13 protein-coding genes are annotated in these 16,866 nt (G+C 61.5%); all 13 read right to left on the reverse strand.

The genetic code is table 11. The annotated features are described in order from the left end of the window. The gene (locus ACIF4X_RS26475; protein WP_397484339.1) at positions 1-666 is read right to left on the reverse strand and encodes an acetyltransferase; all 666 of its coding nucleotides are present in this window, start codon (positions 664-666) and stop codon (positions 1-3) included. After that, positions 663-1,784, reverse strand: coding sequence for a DegT/DnrJ/EryC1/StrS family aminotransferase (locus ACIF4X_RS26480; protein ID WP_397484340.1), 1,122 nt, complete (start codon positions 1,782-1,784; stop codon positions 663-665). Before ACIF4X_RS26480 ends, ACIF4X_RS26475 begins: the two co-directional genes overlap by 4 nt. After that, a complete protein-coding gene (locus ACIF4X_RS26485; RefSeq protein WP_397484341.1) occupies positions 1,781-3,007 on the reverse strand; it encodes a methyltransferase domain-containing protein in 1,227 nt (408 codons plus the stop codon). Before ACIF4X_RS26485 ends, ACIF4X_RS26480 begins: the two co-directional genes overlap by 4 nt. Next, positions 3,004-3,564 carry a dTDP-4-dehydrorhamnose 3,5-epimerase family protein gene (locus ACIF4X_RS26490; protein WP_397484342.1) on the reverse strand — a complete coding sequence of 187 codons (561 nt, stop codon included), beginning with the start codon at positions 3,562-3,564 and terminating at the stop codon, positions 3,004-3,006. The genes ACIF4X_RS26485 and ACIF4X_RS26490 overlap by 4 nt, the downstream gene beginning before the upstream one ends. Then, the gene (rfbG, locus tag ACIF4X_RS26495; RefSeq protein ID WP_397484343.1) at positions 3,561-4,643 is read right to left on the reverse strand and encodes a CDP-glucose 4,6-dehydratase; all 1,083 of its coding nucleotides are present in this window, start codon (positions 4,641-4,643) and stop codon (positions 3,561-3,563) included. The genes ACIF4X_RS26490 and rfbG overlap by 4 nt, the downstream gene beginning before the upstream one ends. Beyond that, the gene (rfbF, locus tag ACIF4X_RS26500; RefSeq protein WP_016984278.1) at positions 4,625-5,398 is read right to left on the reverse strand and encodes a glucose-1-phosphate cytidylyltransferase; all 774 of its coding nucleotides are present in this window, start codon (positions 5,396-5,398) and stop codon (positions 4,625-4,627) included. The genes rfbG and rfbF overlap by 19 nt, the downstream gene beginning before the upstream one ends. Before the next feature lie 255 nt (positions 5,399-5,653). Next, on the reverse strand, positions 5,654-9,247 hold the full coding sequence (locus tag ACIF4X_RS26505) for a glycosyltransferase (RefSeq protein ID WP_397484344.1): 3,594 nt from the start codon (positions 9,245-9,247) through the stop codon (positions 5,654-5,656). Between the two features lie 109 nt (positions 9,248-9,356). Next, positions 9,357-10,925: a flagellar hook-associated protein 3 gene (locus ACIF4X_RS26510; protein ID WP_397484345.1), complete on the reverse strand. Its 1,569-nt coding sequence runs from the start codon at positions 10,923-10,925 to the stop codon at positions 9,357-9,359. A 13-nt stretch (positions 10,926-10,938) separates the two neighbouring features. Next, positions 10,939-12,984, reverse strand: coding sequence for a flagellar hook-associated protein FlgK (gene flgK / locus ACIF4X_RS26515; protein ID WP_397484346.1), 2,046 nt, complete (start codon positions 12,982-12,984; stop codon positions 10,939-10,941). Positions 12,985-13,008: 24 nt separating this feature from the next. Beyond that, positions 13,009-14,301, reverse strand: a complete 1,293-nt coding sequence (flgJ, locus tag ACIF4X_RS26520) for a flagellar assembly peptidoglycan hydrolase FlgJ (RefSeq protein WP_397484347.1) — start codon at positions 14,299-14,301, stop codon at positions 13,009-13,011. An 11-nt stretch (positions 14,302-14,312) separates the two neighbouring features. Further along, on the reverse strand, positions 14,313-15,401 hold the full coding sequence (locus ACIF4X_RS26525; protein ID WP_176091703.1) for a flagellar basal body P-ring protein FlgI: 1,089 nt from the start codon (positions 15,399-15,401) through the stop codon (positions 14,313-14,315). Positions 15,402-15,428: 27 nt separating this feature from the next. Continuing rightward, positions 15,429-16,124 (reverse strand): flagellar basal body L-ring protein FlgH, encoded by a 696-nt coding sequence (flgH, locus tag ACIF4X_RS26530; protein ID WP_038363773.1) that lies wholly within the window; start codon positions 16,122-16,124, stop codon positions 15,429-15,431. 52 nt (positions 16,125-16,176) lie between these two features. Next, positions 16,177-16,866, reverse strand: a 690-nt coding sequence (flgG, locus tag ACIF4X_RS26535) for a flagellar basal-body rod protein FlgG (protein ID WP_397484348.1), incomplete at its 5' end; no start/stop codon positions are given.

The following is a 16,866-nucleotide window of genomic DNA, read 5'->3' on the forward strand; positions in this document are numbered from 1 at the left end:
TTACCTGAACACCCTGGCGTCCGGGTAAGGCACTGCGTTGGTCTTGATGATCCTGGCGGGATTGCCCACCACGACCGAAAAATCCGGAACATCTTTGGTCACGACCGCACCGGCACCGATGGTCACCCAGCGACCGATGCGCAGGCGCGGCAGGATCGTGGCGTTGGTGCCGATAAAGGTCCCGTCACCGATTTCCACGCAGCCGGCGATACACACGCCCGGCGCCATGAACACCGAGTGGCCGATCTGCCCTTCATGCCCCACGACACTGCCGGCGCTGATGCTGGTGTTGTCGCCCAGGGTCACTTCAGCCTGCATCAGCACGCCTTCCTGCAGATAGCTGCCCTGCCCAATGCGGATCATGCTCAGGTCGATACCCGGATGAACGAACTGGCCGAGGCGCGCACCGGCATCCACCAACTGACAGGTGGTTTCGTAGCGTAACCGGGTACTGCCGGTGATCAGATTGACGAAGCGCACGTCCTCGCCATTGAGTTCGCCGACTAGCTCGCAACCACCGAGCACCGGCACCCCGTAGAACAGCGTGCCGTGCTTGCGTGGATCATTGTCGAGGAAGGCGAATTCGACGTTCGGCGTGCTGCGCTTGACGGCGTGCAGCATGCGCACCGCTTCCGGGTTGGCGGCCCCCAGCAGATACATCTTCACGATGCGTGCCTGTGAGCCAGCAGCTCCAGCACCACTTGCACCACGCGCTGTTGATCGGCGTCGGTCATGTCGTGATAGCTCGGCAGGTTGAAGGCACGCTCGGGCAAGGCAAACGCCAGCGGCGTGTCGACCGCGTATTCGCTGAACATCGGCAGCGACGACAACGGCCAGAAAAACACCCGGGCGTCGATGTCGGCAGCCTGGAAGGCAGCAATCATTTGCTCGCGGTGGATGCCGGTGTCGGCATCGAACACCACGGTCGGCATCCAGTAGCCATTGCGCGCATGGGCCGGCTCGGGATTGAGCGACACACCCGGTACGCCTTCGAGCGCTCGCGCGTAGTGGGCAAAAATCGCCCGTTTGCGCTCGATCAACTCGTCGATTCGCTCGACCTGGGCGCAGCCAACGGCGGCCTGCAGGTTGCTCATTTTGTATTTGAAACCGACAAACTCCGGCCAGAACTGTTTGGTGCAACCCGCCACACGACCATGGTTGGACAGGGTCAGGACACGCTCATACAAAGCCTTGTCGGAAGTGACGAACATGCCGCCCTCACCGGTGGTCATGGTCTTGGTGCCATGAAACGAAAAAGCACCGAAAGCCCCCAGCGAGCCGGCCGCCTGGCCACGCCATTGCGAGCCGATGGCTTCCGCCGCGTCTTCGATCACCGGGATGCCGAATTCGCGACCGATGGCGAGCAGTGCGTCCATGTCGCACAGGTTGCCGTACAGATGCACCGCGAGAATCGCCTTGGTGCGCGGGCTGATCGCCGCTCTGACACGCTGCGGATCCAGGCACCAGCTATCCGCCAGAACATCGACGAACACCGGCGTGGCGCCCAGGTAAGTGATCGGTGCCGCCGACGCAATCCAGTTGGTGTTGGCCAGGATCACTTCATCGCCAGCACCCACGCCCAGGGCGGCCATGCCCATGTGCAGCGCACCGGTGCAGCTGGAGGTGGCGATGGCGTAGGTGGCGCCCAGATGCTCGGCAAAACCGTGCTCGAAACGTGTCAGGTATTCGTAGCAACGTGCGCCCCAGCCGTTCTGTACGGCGTCCAGGGCGTATTGCGCTTCGAGTTCGCCAACGCTGGGTTTGGTGTAATGAATTCTGCTCATTGAATGATCAACTCCGGAACGGCGACGACAAAGCGTGCGCCCCATGCCTTGGCCGCAGACAGTTGCTGCGTCACTTCGCTCAACAGGTTCCACGGCAACACCAGAATGTAGTCCGGCTGCTCCTGGGCAATCCGCGCAGGTGCAACAATCGGAATGCGGCTGCCCGGCAAGTACTTGCCTTGCTTGTGCGGGTTGGCATCCGCCACCCAGGCCAACAGATCCGCTTTGACCCCGGCATAGTTGAGCAAGGTATTGCCCTTGGCCGCCGCGCCGTAACCGACCACACGTTTGCCGTCAGCCTTGGCCTGCAACAAAAAGCGCAGCAGCTGATGCTTGATGCGTTCAGCGGCGGGCGCGAGGGTCGTGTAGTACTCGGCGGTTTTCACCCCGGCATCCAGTTCGGCCTGCAACTGTTGCTGCACCGCAGCCTGCACCGGGCGACGCTCGCCGTCCCTGCGCTGCACGAACACCCGCAACGATCCGCCGTGGGTGCTCAACTGGCTGACGTCGAACACTTCCAGGCCATTGCGCTCGCACAGCGTCTGCACGGCAGTCAGCGACAGGTAGGAATAATGTTCGTGGTAGAGCGTGTCGAACTGCGCGCCCGCCATCAGCGTCAGCAGTTGCGGGAATTCGAAAGTGGCCACGCCGGTTGGCTTGAGCAACGTCGCGAAGCCACCGAGGAAATCGTTGATGTCCGGTACATGCGCGAGCACGTTGTTGGCCGCCATCAGATCGGCGCCCCAGCCTTCGCTTTGCAACTGCGCGGCAGTGTCGCGACCGAAGAACAACTCACGAATCTGCAGACCTTTCGCGCGCGCCGCTTGCGCGGTGCTGCGCGTCGGCTCAACGCCCAGGCACGGAATGCCGCGAGCGGCCACGTACTGCAGCAGATAACCGTCGTTGGCGGCGACTTCAACCACACGGCTGTCAGCGGTCAGGCCAAAGCGCTCGACCATCTCGGCAACATAGCACTCGGCATGGGCCAGCCAGGTGCTGGAGAACGAACTGAAGTAGGCGTATTCAGCATCGAACAAACTGTCGGCGCTGGTGTAATCCTCGGTCTGTACCAGCCAGCATTGCTGACACACGGCGACCTTCAACGGCACCCATTGCTCGGCCTGTTCCAGGCGATCGGCGTGCACGTAGGCGTTGGACGGCGGCGAGGTGCCGAGGTCGATCAGCGGCAGGCTCAACGGTGCGGCGCACCCACGGCAGTTCATAGACGCACTCCAGCAAAGTGTTGATCGAGCGCGGGATGGCTGGAATCACGCGCTGACAAATTATTGACAGGCAACGGCCAGGCAATCGCCAACCGTGGATCGTTCACCGACAGACCGCCCTCATGCTCCGGCGTGTAATCGGCGCTGTGCAGGTAGAGCAATTCGGCGTCTTCGGTCAGGGTCTGGAAACCGTGGGCGAAACCGGCCGGGATCAACAGGCTGCGGCCATCACCGGCCTTCAAATGCTCGGCGTGCCAGTGCAGAAACGTTTCCGAGTCGGGACGCAGATCCACCGCCACGTCCCACACTTCACCGCGCAGGCAGGTGATCAGTTTGGCTTCCGGGGCGTTGGCATTCTGATAATGCAGACCGCGCACACTGCCCTTCTCGCGAGTGCAGGAATGGTTGATCTGGCGGATATGGAATTCACTGCCGAACGCACTCAGGCTGCCTTCGCAGAACAGCCGGGCGAAGTGCCCGCGCTGATCTTCGAAGCGTTTGTGCTGGACGCTGAACAGGCCGGCCAGCGGCAACGCCTGTAGGGAAAACTCGCTCACAGCGCGCCTCGGTACAGGTTCAATTGCCCGAGGGTGACGTTGCGCATGTCATCGCCGTTCTGCCATGCCAGATGCCAGTCGAGGGTCTGCGTCAGACATTCCTGCAAGGTCCAGCGCGGTTGCCAGCCGAGTACCTGGCGTGCGCGGCTGCTGTCCAGACGCAGCAGGCCGGCCTCGTGCAATTCGCTTTTTTCGATGCGCAAACCGCGCGCCTGCGGCCAGCGGCTGGCGAGCTGTTCGACCACTTCGCCAACGCTGCACATGTCCGCCTCGCCCGGGCCGAAGTTCCAGGCACCGGCGTACGCCGGGCCTTCTTCGTAGAGGCCGGCGGCCAGTTGCAGATATCCGGCCAGCGGTTCCAGCGCGTGCTGCCATGGGCGCACGGCTTGCGGATAGCGCAGGGTCACCGGCTCGTCGGCGGTCCAGGCCTTGAGCACGTCGGGAATCAGTCGCTCAGGGGCAAAATCACCGCCGCCGAGGACGTTACCGGCACGCGCCGTGGCCAGGGCCAGACCGTGTTCGGCGTACTTGTCGGCCGGGAAGAATGACGCGGCATAAGACTGCGCGAGCAACTCACAGCAAGCCTTGCTGCTGCTGTAAGGATCGTGGCCACCGAGCGCTTCGTCTTCGCGGTAGGGCCACAGCCATTCCTTGTTGGCGTAGACCTTGTCGGTGGTCACCAGCACGCAGGCGCGCACGCAACCGACCTGACGAATCGCTTCGAGCAGGTTCAACGTGCCCATGACGTTGCTGGAGTAAGTACCGAGCGGGTCGCGATAGCCTTCACGCACCAACGGTTGTGCAGCCAGATGCAGAACGATCTCAGGCTCGGTGTCAGCGATGATTTCCAGCAAGGCGCCAAGATCCCGCAGATCACCGCGCTGATCGTTGATGCCTTCGTGCACACGCGCCAGGTCGAACAGGCTCGGCTCGGTCGACGGATCCAGGGAAAAGCCGCTGACTTGCGCGCCGAGGCTTTGCAGCCACAGGGTCAGCCAACTGCCTTTGAAACCGGTGTGTCCGGTAACGAGGACGCGTTTGCCGCGCCAGAAATCCGCACTCAGTCCCATTGCTTCCATGGGGCCTCCCCGCTCTGCCACAGGGCTTCGAGATGGTTCTTGTCGCGCAGGGTGTCCATGGGCTGCCAGAAACCGTCGTGCTGAAACGCCATCAACTCACCGCGTGCGGCCAGGCCGTCCAGCGGGCCGGACTCCCACGACGTCGAATCGCCTTCGATCAGCGGCAGGACCTTGGGCGACAGCACGAAAAAGCCGCCGTTGATCCAGCCACCGTCGCCGCGTGGCTTCTCGGTGAAACCCAGCACCCGGTCGCCTTCGCGATCCAGCGCGCCGTAGCGGCCCGGCGGTTGTACGGCGGTGACGGTGGCCAGTTTGCCGTGAGTCAGGTGGAAATCGACCAACGCGCTGATGTTCAAATCGGAAACGCCGTCGCCATAGGTGAAGCAGAAGGCTTCTTCATTTTCCAGATAGCGCGCGGCTCGCCCCAGGCGGCCACCGGTCATGGTCTCTTCACCGGTATCGATCAGCGTCACGCGCCATGGCTCGCTGTAATTCTGGTGAACGTCCATGCGGTTTTCACGCATGTCGAAGGTCACATCGGAGGTGTGCAGGAAGTAGTTGGCGAAGAAGTCCTTGATCGCGTACCCCTTGTAGCCCAGGCAAATCACGAAGTCGTGAATCCCGTGGGCGGAGTACTGCTTCATGATGTGCCAGAGAATTGGCTTGCCGCCAATCTCGATCATCGGCTTGGGCTTGAGGTGCGACTCTTCACTGATGCGCGTGCCCAGACCACCCGCCAAAATAACTGCCTTCATCCTCTCCCCTCTCGTTCGTCACCGGGCTGCGCGTCGCTTTCTTGAGCATTGCGGCCTTCTGGCTAAACCTTTCTGCCGTTTCGGGCGCAGGGGCAATGACCGCGAGCGCTCGTTTTATGGCGATTTGAGGGGGACTTGCAGGAAACGCGCCAGCTCGGTGCGCTACGTGTCGCAGGACGTGCAGCCATGAAAAAAGGGATGAATCCGTCATCGGAATCATCCCTTTCATCGAGCTGTTTCAACCATTGGCAGCGGTCAGTCCGCCAGCCAGCCATTTTCCCAGTAGCGCAGGTTATCGCCACGCAGCACGTAATCGCGCAGCACCACCTCACGCAACTCGTCGCCCATGCGGTAGCTGGCATCAGGATCGGCCAGGTGCATGCGAATCGCCTGCAGCCACTCATCGGTGGTGTTGGTCTTGACCCGCGTGCACGGCAGATAGCCGCGATAGGCTTCGGTGTCAGTGCAGATCACCGGGTAGCCGCAAGCGCCGTACTCCAGCAGCCGCAGGTTGCTCTTGCAGTCGTTGAAGATGTGGAACTCCAGCGGGGCGAGGGCCAGATCGAGGTTGAGGCTGGCCAGTTTCGCCGGATACACGTCGAGCGGGATCACACCGTGGAACTCGTGCATGTACGGACGCAGATCATCCGGGCACATGCCGAAGAACACCCAGTCGACTTCATTGGCCAGTTCGCGAACCACCTCGGCGATCACCGCCAGGTCGCCGTGGTGGCTGGTGCCACCGCCCCAGCCGACCCGTGGTTTCTTCGACGTGCGCCGCTGGCTGCGCAGGTGGCTCCAGAGGTTTTTCGCGAGCATGTTCGGCACCACACGAATGTCGTGGTGCATGTCCGACAACGCATTGGCCAGGGGTTGAGTCGACACGACCACCCGATCACACAGGCCGATCGCTCGACGCACCATGCGCTCCATGTCCTGCTTGCTCGGCATGTTACGGATGTGGGCATTGCGATGAGGAACGTCGATGACATAGTCATCCAGTTCGAAAATACGCCGGGCGCTGAAGTACTTCTTCAGTGGCGGAATTTCATCGATGGCGTGCTCCGAGTAGCGGCCCTGCAGCACGATCACGTCGGGGGCCTGACGCTCGATTTCGACGATCGACGGCAAGCCGTAGCAGATGCGCCCCTCGACCCGGTTGGCCGCCTCCAGTTCGATCATCGGCTGGCTCATGCGGTAATGGCCGATGGCAGAAGCGTTGATCGGCACCACCAGCACGTTGGGCAGACTCGACCTGGAAAACGCATTCCAGCCGCTCAGCAGGCCCGGTTCGAGGCTAAAGTTGCTGGCCCCGATACCCTGCAGCGCAAGGTTGACGTTGTAGGCCGGATCGCGCGCAATCTGCGGCAGCCAGCGCTGGTAAAACGTATCCTGCTCGCGCTCGTGCTGTTGCTGCTCTTCGCTCGTTGCCACAGCGACCGGGCGCGTGCCCACAGCCAGCCGGGCATGCGGATTCCACACCACCAGATAACCTTCGCGACCGACCCGCAGGCACAGGTCGACGACGTTGTACGCGACCTTCAAGTGCTGCTCGTCGAGCCCCGCGACTTCCTCGAAGACCGACTTGCGAACCATCAGGCAGTCACCGCCGACAGCGCTCAGATCCTGCACCGCCTGCAGCCGGAACATATAGCCCTCCGATTGCATCGGTTGACCAAAGAACGGCAACCCGGCCGGCCCCTGCAAGCCGAGAATCAGGCCGGCATGCAACACCCCGCCGTCCGGGTCGTACAACTTGGCGCCGACCACCCCGACTTCGGGGCGCTGCGCATGATTGAGCAATTCGTCGAGCCAGTCGGCTTGCGTGATCACCGCAAAGGCATTGAGCAGCAAGACGTATTCGCCACGCGCCTGACTCACGGCAAAGTTGTGAATGGCGGCGGGATTGTGCTTTTGCGGGTAGCGCAACACACGAATCAGGTCACTGCCCAACTGTTCCATGCCGTCGAGCCAGGTCAGCGCCTCGGCGCTTTCGCTGCCGCTGTCGACCAGGAGAATTTCGTACTCGGTGTAAGCGGTCTTTTCCAGCAGCGTTTCGACACACCGCTGCAAGGCCGCCGTCTGATCCTGAGCAACAATGATCACCGACACCAACGGGCGTCGGGCATGGCGATAATCGACCCGATTGAGCAGCTCACTGCCCTCGCGTCGCGTCTCGTAGGCAATCCCCAAGCGCTGCAGATGCGCATCGAGCACTCGTGGATTCTGTTCCAGGACACCCGGGTCGGTGAGCCATTGGGACAGATCGAATTTCGATTCGAGCAACACTTCGGCGATGTGCCCGATCACTTGAGTGCCGTCGCTCTCGACCATCCGCCAAAGCAGATCGTGAGGCGCCAGTTGGGCAAAGTCAGACGCCAGCCCTCCCAACTCCAGAACCCGCTCGCGCTTGAACGCCAGCGCCCGCCCGACGTAGGGATAGCTGCGCATGAGGTCGAGGTTGAAATCCGGCTTGAACGCAGGCTCTGCCGACTCGCCATTGCGCAGACTGCCTTCGTCGCTGTACAGACAGGTGAAAGACCGCGAATGCGCGATGCGGTCCGCCATGATCAGCAACGCCGTAGCCACTGGGCGATCACCGGGTTGCAGCAGGTAGAACCAGTCGGCACCTTCCAGTTGTGGCAGCAAGGTATTGAGCTGCTCCAGCCCGTCGTCTTGCAACGGCAGTCGAAACACACGGCCATCCAGCTCCGCTTCGGAACAGGAGGCGGACAGTACCAGCACCAGTTCCGCCGGGTAATCCTGATTGGCGAGGGCCTCCAGCGTCCGCTCCACGCCATCGCGACTGCCTTTGTCGTCGATGATGATCGGCACGATCCGCGGCTGGTGCGACCAACCGGCGATGGTTTCCGGCAGCAATTTGCGCTGGCCTTCGGTCAGCACCCGGCACTCCAGCCATTGCGCGTAGAGTTCGCCGAAACTCAGGCTGTCGACGCCGACGCCACACTCCTGACGGCTCTGCCGGGAACCGAGGGTACGACTCAGCGGCAGCTCTTCCCAAACCCTTGGCGACTCATCCGCCTTTACCAACGGGATATAGCGTACCCAGCCTGGCGCAGGCGCCGACTCACCGCTGCGGACTTTGAGCATTTGCGAGAGCCATTCGCGCTCGACGGCCATCGCATCCTTCATCGGTTGCTGCGCACTCAGCCGCTCCGGATAAAGACGCTCGGCGCTCAGCACGTTGTTGGACACCGCCAGGTTGCCGCGTCGCAGCAGGCAGACATACAAGGCGAAATCCAGGCTCGCGACGAAGCCGCCGCCCTCCTCGGTCAATGCCGGGAGCAGCTCGGCGACGTCCGCGCGGCGAAACAGCGCGTTGCTGAAACCGCCGAGAACGTTGACCGGGAATTTTTCAAAGATCGCCAGTAAATCGTCGCCCTTGAACAGGCCACTGACCGGTGACAGCGAGGTGTTTTCCAGACGCGCAGGCAGGATGATGTCGTTCGCGTCCCAGAGCAGTCGCTGCGCCAGCACCAGGCTGACCTCGGAACGGCGCATCTCGTGCGCCTGCTGCTCGATACAGGCGGAATACAGCAAATCATCGTCACACAGAAACTTGATGAACTCGCCCTGCGCCTGATCCAGGCAGGCTTTCAGATTGCCGACCAGGCCCAACGTGCGCGGGTTGCGCACATAGCGCACGGCAACGCCGGTGTCCGCGCTGACGTTCGAGACAGTGTTTTCGATCTCGACGCCAAGACTGTCATCGCAAACGATGATCTCCAGATGGCCATAGCCCTGGCCGACAGCGCTACGCAAGGCTCGCTCGAAAAAGCGTGGATTGAAGGCGGGAATGACAAGGCTAACGAGAGGGAGTGAATTCACGGCGGGCTCACAGGCGGTACGAGCCCGCTCGGTAAAGCGAGCCCTGGAAACCGCTAAAAAACATTACTTGAAGGATGGAGCAAACGGGCGCTCACGCGCCCGTTAACCGTCAGATCTTGTTGAACAGACCCAACTGGCTGATCTTGCTGAACGCCAACTGCGCGGCTTGCAACATGGTCTGCTGCAGGGTCAGGCGGGTCATGACTTCGGCGGGATCCGAATCACGGATCGAGCCCTGGGTCGTGGAGTTCGCCGTACTCAGGCTCAGGTTAGTCGCGGTTTGCATTTCCAGCGCTTGGCCACGGGCACCAATGGTGGTGACAGAAGCGCCAATCTGGTTGGTAGCGGCGTCGATGTTGCCGAGACCCGACTCCATGACACCCTGAAACTTCTGCTTGGCAACATCATCACCGTCGATCGGCGTATTCAATGCCGTAATCATCTGGCCCAGCGTGTCGAGCACGTTCTGGGTCTGGTGATTGTTCGGCTGGATCGAGAACTGATCGCCAGCGGCCGGAGTGTTGCCCAGCGCGAAAGTCACGCCCGCAGCGGTCGCATTGCCGCCAGCCACGGTGCCGGACGACACGGGTTTGCTGTCCGCAGTGACTGGCGCCGCATACAGATCGAACGCCGTGGCGCTGGTGAACTTGAGCACCGCGCCGCCTTGCGGGAAGGCGTTTGTATAGGCCGACTGGTCGGTGATGGTCGAACCGGTAATCACCGCAGTAGACGGGTTACCCGGGCTGCGCGCGGTGGTGAACGAGTCAGGCTGGGTCGACAGCTGGAAGCTGTGCCCGGCAATGACCGCGTCCGGGTTGGTGTCCCCCGCTTTCAGGTTGATGTTCAGCTTCAGGTCGACGCCACGGAAACTGACCGACTGGTTGGTGCCGGTGGTGTTGACGATCGCGCCGTTCTGGCTGGCTTCGGCCGTCACGTCGTTACCCAGCGCATCGGTGATTTGCAGTTGGGTGCTGCTGACGAAGCTGACGGTGTACGGCTGACCACCGGAGAACTTGGAGTTGTAGGTGGCAACATTGCCAACGGTACCGCTGGACAGCACGACACGGCCGTCATCCACTGCAGGAGCCGTCATGTTGGTGCTGGTGCGGCCGGTGTTGATGGTCTGCTGAAAGGCATCCCAACCGGTGGTGTTGGTGCCGACCGTCATACCGTCGCCGATACCCAGGTTGATCGTGGTCTGGTCACCGTTGTAGGTGTAAGTGCCGTCGGCATTCTGCGAGTACGGCGCGGTATCGGTCTTCGAACCGGAGAACATGTAGTTGCCGTTGGCATCCTTGGAGTTCATCAGGCCCAGCACTTGTTGCTGGATCTGACTCAGTTCCGAAGCGTAAGCCTGGCGATCCTTGTCGGTGCGCGTGCCGGTGTTGGCGGCCAGGGCGAGTTCCTTGGCACGCGCCAGTGCGGTGGTGATGGAATCCAGCGTGGACTCCTGCACATTCAACGAATTTGTGGTGGTGTCGACGTTGGTCTTGTACTGATCCAGCATCGCGGCCTGCTGGCCCAGTTGCAGCAAACGCCCTGCACCGATCGGATCATCGGATGCATTGGTGATGCGCTGCAGGCTGCTCGCCTCGCTGGCCGTGGCGACAGCCTTGTTGAAGTTACGCTGATAGTCCGACGCTTGCGTGCCGTAATACTGGGCGGTGGAAATGCGCATGAATTACGACTCCTTAAAGGCTGTTGATCAGCGTGGCGAAAGTTTCCTGCGCAGCTTTGATGATCTGCGAAGACGCTGTGTAGTACTGCTGATATTTGACCAGGTTGCCGGTTTCTTCATCCAGGTTCACGCCGGACAGCGAATCGCGGGCGCCTTTGGCGTTATCCAGGATCGCCGAAGTCGCGGCGCTGTCGGACTTGCCTTGGGCGGTCTTGGTGCCGACGTTGGTCACCAGCTTGTTGTAGGCGTCAGTCAGGCTGATGCCCTTGCTCGCCGAACCGGTATCGACGGTCTGCGCAGTTTGCAGGGCGACCAGCGATTGCGCGTTGCGGTTGTCCGAAGACGCCGCTCCGGTCAGGTTCATGGTGAAGGTTTCGCCTGGCTTCGGCGTGCCGCCAATGGTGGTCTGCACGGAGAAGGTTTTCTGTACGTTCGGCGTAACGCTGGTGTCCAGCACCGGGTTGCCGCTGGCATCGACGATGCCGACCTTCAGGTCCAGCGTGTTCGATTGACCGGGAACGACTGTGCCGCTGCTGATCACGCCGCCCTTGGCATCCACAAAGGAGTAAGACTGGCTGCCGCCGCTGACCGCACCGAACACCAGCTTGACCGGCGTCGAGTTCTTCAGCGCCGCCTGCATGTCAGCCTGGGCCGTCGGGTTGTAGATATCGATCTTGCTGCTGAGTGTCGGCTGAGTGTAAGTGCCCAGACCGGCCGCGCTGGCAACACCGGTCAACGGACCGGCCGCAGCGATTTTCTTCGGATCGGTGAGCACTGTCTGAATGCTCGCAGCCGCATTACGGGTCGGGGTGATTTTGAAGCTGTCACCGGCGCTCAACGCACCACCCTTGAGTGCAAGGGTGAAACCGTCGATCACTGGCGGCGGGTTGGTCGTGGTGCTGAAGGCGCCCATATCGGTGCCGTCGGAACGCTTGACGGTGTAGTCAGTGGCGCTGGTGAACGTCACTTGATAATCGCTGGTGGTCAGCTTGCCGGTGTCCTTGATGGTGACATCGAGGTTACCGGAACCGGTGCTGTTGCCCGACTGCGCGATGCTGCGCGAACTGACCAGCGCGGCACTGTTGATGTTGTTGAAAATTGCCGCGCCGAAGTCACCGTTCTTGTCGATGCCCTGGGCTTGCTGACTGTTGACCTGATCAGCGATCACCAGCGCCACTCGGCCCAGCTCATTGAGCGACGGGTCAAGGACTTCTTTGCGGTAAGTCAGCAGGCCGCCGATTTCGCCACCGCTCATCGCCGAGGTGATGTCGATGGTGCTCGAACCGCGATCCATCTGGATGGCCATGCGCGACGGATCGTCTTTGCTCGCGACCATGCTCAGCGTGTTGGTGGTGTTGCCGATCACCAGCGGCTGACCGCTGCCGATGTAGACGTCGAAACTGGTGCCACGCTCGACGACCTGTGCGCCGGTCAGTTCGGAGAGCTGGCGTACGGCTTCGTTACGGCTGTCGAGCAGATCGTTCGGTGCTCCACCGCTGGTGGAGATCTCACCGATCTTCTGGTTCAGGTTGGCAATCGAGGTGGCCAGCTTGTTCACCTGGGACGTCATGTCGCCCAGGCTGCCATTGATGGTGGTGTTCTGGTCGTTGAGCTGTTTGGCGATGGTGTTGAAACGACTGGTCAGCGCCTGCGCACCCGTCAGCACCGATTGACGGGAAGTGTCATCGGTCGCCGAGGTCGAAACGCCCTGCATCGTAGTGAAGAATTTCTGCAGCACACCGGTCAGGCCGGTGTTGGTGTCCGACAACATGGAGTCCAGCGGCGTGGCCTGTGCCAGGTAAGCAGCCGATTCGCTGTCGAGCGAAGTAGCGGTGTGCAGCTGGCTTTCCAGGTACGAGTTGTACACCCGGCGCACGTCAGCCAGGGTGGTGCCCGTACCGATGAACACGGTGCCGAACTGCTGCGAGGATTTGGTGCCCTGCACGGTTTGCTGACGTGAATAACCGGCGGTGTCGACGTTGGCAATGTTGTTGCCTGTCGTAGCCAAAGAGGACTGGCTGGCCGACAGTCCCGACATCCCGATATTGAGCAAACTCATGGTTCAGACCTTATACCTTGTGCCTTAAAAAGGCGTGGTGGATACACCCGCCGCAGCGTAGTTTTGGAAACTGCTCATCTGCTTGGCTATCTGCGAAATCTTTGTCGCGTAGTTCGGGTCGGTGGCGTAACCGGCCTTTTGCAACTCGCGTACAAACTGTTCTGGGTTATCGGCAGACTTCACGACATCTTGATAGCGATTATTGCTCTGCAGCAAAGTCACCAGATCGTGGAAGCTGTCCTTGTACGAGGCATAGGAACGGAACTCGGCCGTCTCCTTGACCATCTCGCCATTGCGGAACTCGCTGGTGATCGCCCGGGCCGAATCGCCCTTCCAGTTGCTGCTCGCCTTGATACCGAACAGGTTGTGGCTGCTGCTGCCATCCTGGGCACGCATGACCGATTTGCCCCAACCGGTTTCAAGCGCCGCTTGCGCCACCAGATAACGCGGATCGACGCCGATACGGTCGGCCGCTTCCTTGGCCATCGGCAGCATGGTGTTGACGAATTCGTCGGCGGAGCTGAAGACTTTCTTCGCCGGTGCCAGCGGAATCTGCGCCATGGCGCGACCGTAGACCTGCATTTGCCCGCCGGAAGCTTTTTCGTTCTCGGCGCGCGCCAGCCAGTCGCCGTTGTACAACGGGCCGGCGCCGGTGGTGGCAGCCGTGGTCGCTCGTTGCGGCAATGGGGTGGCGGCCGCCGGCGTAGCCGAGGGCACCAGTCCGGCCAGCAAACGATCAGCCAGTTTCGGCGGCAAAGCCAACCGGCGCTGGTTGATCAGCTCCATGTCATTGCGATGCGCAAGCTGGGTATTCGGTGCGCTCACTGAGCGTGATGCCCACAACGGACGCTCACCATTGAGGCGCGACAACGGGCCGTTGGTAGCAACGGTGCCCGCGGCAATCGGCGTGACCACCGCCGCCGCTTTCGCCTTGGCCTCTTCTTGCTTGGCGGCGGACGCGGCCGCAGCCTCACCCGGCGCCATCGGTTTGTTCTTAGACATCTGGCGCATCAGCACGTCGGCCAGACCGATACCACCACCCTCGCGGGACATGGAAACGGCCAATTGCTGGTCGTACATTTCCTGATACTGCTTGGCCGCCGGCGTGTTGAGCGGGTTGTCCTGGCCCAGCGCTTCGGTGGCTGAACGCATCGACTTGAGCATTTCGCCAAGGAACAGCGATTCGAATTCCTGCGCCACCTTGCGCATGTTCGCATCGCTGTCCTTGTCACCGACCTTGAGCTGGTTCAGGCGATTGAGGTCCGAGTAGGATCCCGAATCGCTGCTGTTGACCAGACCGCTCTTGCGCATATCCATGGTGGTCGGCCTCAGATCACGATCAGGTCGGCTTGCAACGCGCCGGCCTGCTTCAGAGCTTCAAGAATGGCCATCAAGTCACCCGGTGCCGCGCCGACCTGGTTCACCGCCCGCACGATCTCGTCGAGGGTGGTGCCCGGACCGAACTTGAACATCGGTTTGGCTTCCTGTTCGGCATTCACCCGCGAGCGCGGCACGACAGCCGTCTGACCATTGGACAGAGGGCCGGGCTGGCTGACAATCGGGTCTTCGGTGATCGTTACCGTCAGACTGCCGTGGGTCACGGCGGCTGGCGACACTTTCACGTTCTGGCCAATGACGATGGTGCCGGTACGCGAGTTGATGATGACTTTCGCCACCGCCTGACCCGGGTCGACTTCGAGGTTTTCCAGGATCGACAAGTAGTCGACGCGCTGGCTCGGATCGAGCGGCGCGGTGACGCGGATCGAACCACCGTCGATGGCCTGCGCGACACCAGGGCCGAGCATGTCGTTGATCTTGTCGACGATACGTTTGGCGGTGGTGAAGTCGGAACGGTTGAGGTTCAGCGTCAGACTATTGCCCTGGTTGAAACCGCTCGGCACCGAACGCTCCACCGAAGCACCGCCCGGAATGCGACCGGCCGACGGAACGTTGACGGTGATCTTCGAACCGTCGCGACCTTCAGCATCGAAACCGCCGACCACGAGGTTGCCCTGAGCGACCGCGTAGACGTTGCCATCGATACCCTTGAGCGGGGTCAGCAACAGGGTGCCGCCACGCAGGCTCTTGGAGTTACCGATCGAGGACACCGTGATATCGACCTGCTGACCCGGTTTGGCGAACGCCGGCAAGTCGGCACTGATCGACACCGCCGCGACGTTTTTCAACTGCACGTTGCCCGATCCCGGCGGCACCTTGATGCCGAACTGCGAGAGCATGTTGTTGAAGGTCTGCAGGGTGAACGGGGTTTGCGTCGTCTGGTCACCGGTGCCGTTAAGCCCGACCACCAAGCCGTAACCGATCAACTGGTTGGAACGCACGCCGGAGATGCTGGCGATATCTTTCAGCCGCTCGGCGTGGGCACCAAAGGCTGCGGACATCAGCGCCGCAGCCAGCATGAGGCTCTTGAAATTCAACGTAGCCACCTAGAAAGGGAACAGCGGGCTGAGGAAGAAACGGTCGAACCAGCCTGGCTGACTCGTATCGGCAAACGCGCCGGTACCCGAGTAGGTGATGCGTGCATCGGCGACCCGGGTCGACGACACGGTGTTGTCCGTGGCGATGTCATCGGCGCGCACCAGGCCGGCGATGCGCACCAGTTCGTCCCCGGTGTTCAGCGTCAGCCACTTCTCGCCACGCACGGCGATGATGCCGTTGGGCAGCACGTCAGCGACGGTCACGGTGATCGAACCGGTCAGGCTGTTGCTCTGCCCGGACTTGGCGTCGCCCTTGGTCGAACGGTCGGCGCTGTAGCCGGCGTTCAGACTCAGGTCGTTGCCACCGATCGGGTTGTTGGTGGTCAGGCTGGAGCCGAACAACGAGGTCAGACCGACCTTGTTGTCGCTGTTCTTGTCCATCTGCGAGTTGGCATTCTTGCTCGCCTGCGTGCGCTCGTTCAGGGTGATGGTGATGATGTCACCGACCCGGAAAGCCTTGCGGTCGCTGTACAGGTTTTGCTCGAAGCCAGCCTGATAGATCGAACCGTTATTGGCCGCAGCCGGCAACGGCGTGCGCGGCAACACCGGGGCGTAGTAAGGGTCATTGGGCTTGGGCGTCGGGGCGACGCAGCCCGCGAGCGAGACGACCCCACTCAATGCCAGAACAGATACAAAGCGATTCATGACCCTACCTCACGGTGTTGCAGGCGACCTCATGGCCGCCTCATAGACTTGATTACAGATTCTGCGTTACGAACGAGAGCATCTGGTCAGCGGTGGAGATCACCTTGGAGTTCATCTCGTAAGCGCGCTGAGTGGTGATCATGTTGACCATCTCTTCAACAGTGCTGACGTTGGAGGTTTCCAGGGTGTTCTGCAGGGTGGTACCGAAACCGGCCAGACCCGGGGTGCCGACTTGCGGCGCGCCGGAAGCGGCGGTTTCCAGGAACAGGTTGTTGCCCACGGCTTGCAGACCGGCCGGGTTGATGAAGTCGGCGGTTTGCAGGTTGCCGATCACCTGAGACGCGGCGTTGCCAGCGACAGTGATGGACACCGTGCCGTCACGGCCGACGGTGAAGGTCTGGGCATCGTTCGGAATGACGATGGCCGGCTCCAGAGCGAAACCGCTGGCGTTAACGATCTGGCCATTGGAATCGAGGTGGAAAGTACCGTCACGGGTGTAGGACGTGGTGCCGTCCGGCTGCAGAATCTGGAAGAAACCGCGACCGTCGATGGCCATGTCCAGCGGCTGCTCGGTGGTTTGCAGGCTACCGGCGGTGAAGTTTTTCTGGGTGCCGACAATGCGCACACCGGTACCCAGTTGCAGACCCGACGGCAGTTCGCTGTCCTGAGTCGACTGGGCGCCTGGCTGACGCTTGATCTGGTAGAGCAAGTCCTGGAACTCGGCGCGGTCACGTTTGAAACC

The sequence above is a fragment of the Pseudomonas sp. NPDC085632 genome (assembly GCF_044541255.1).
GTDB lineage: Bacteria > Pseudomonadota > Gammaproteobacteria > Pseudomonadales > Pseudomonadaceae > Aquipseudomonas.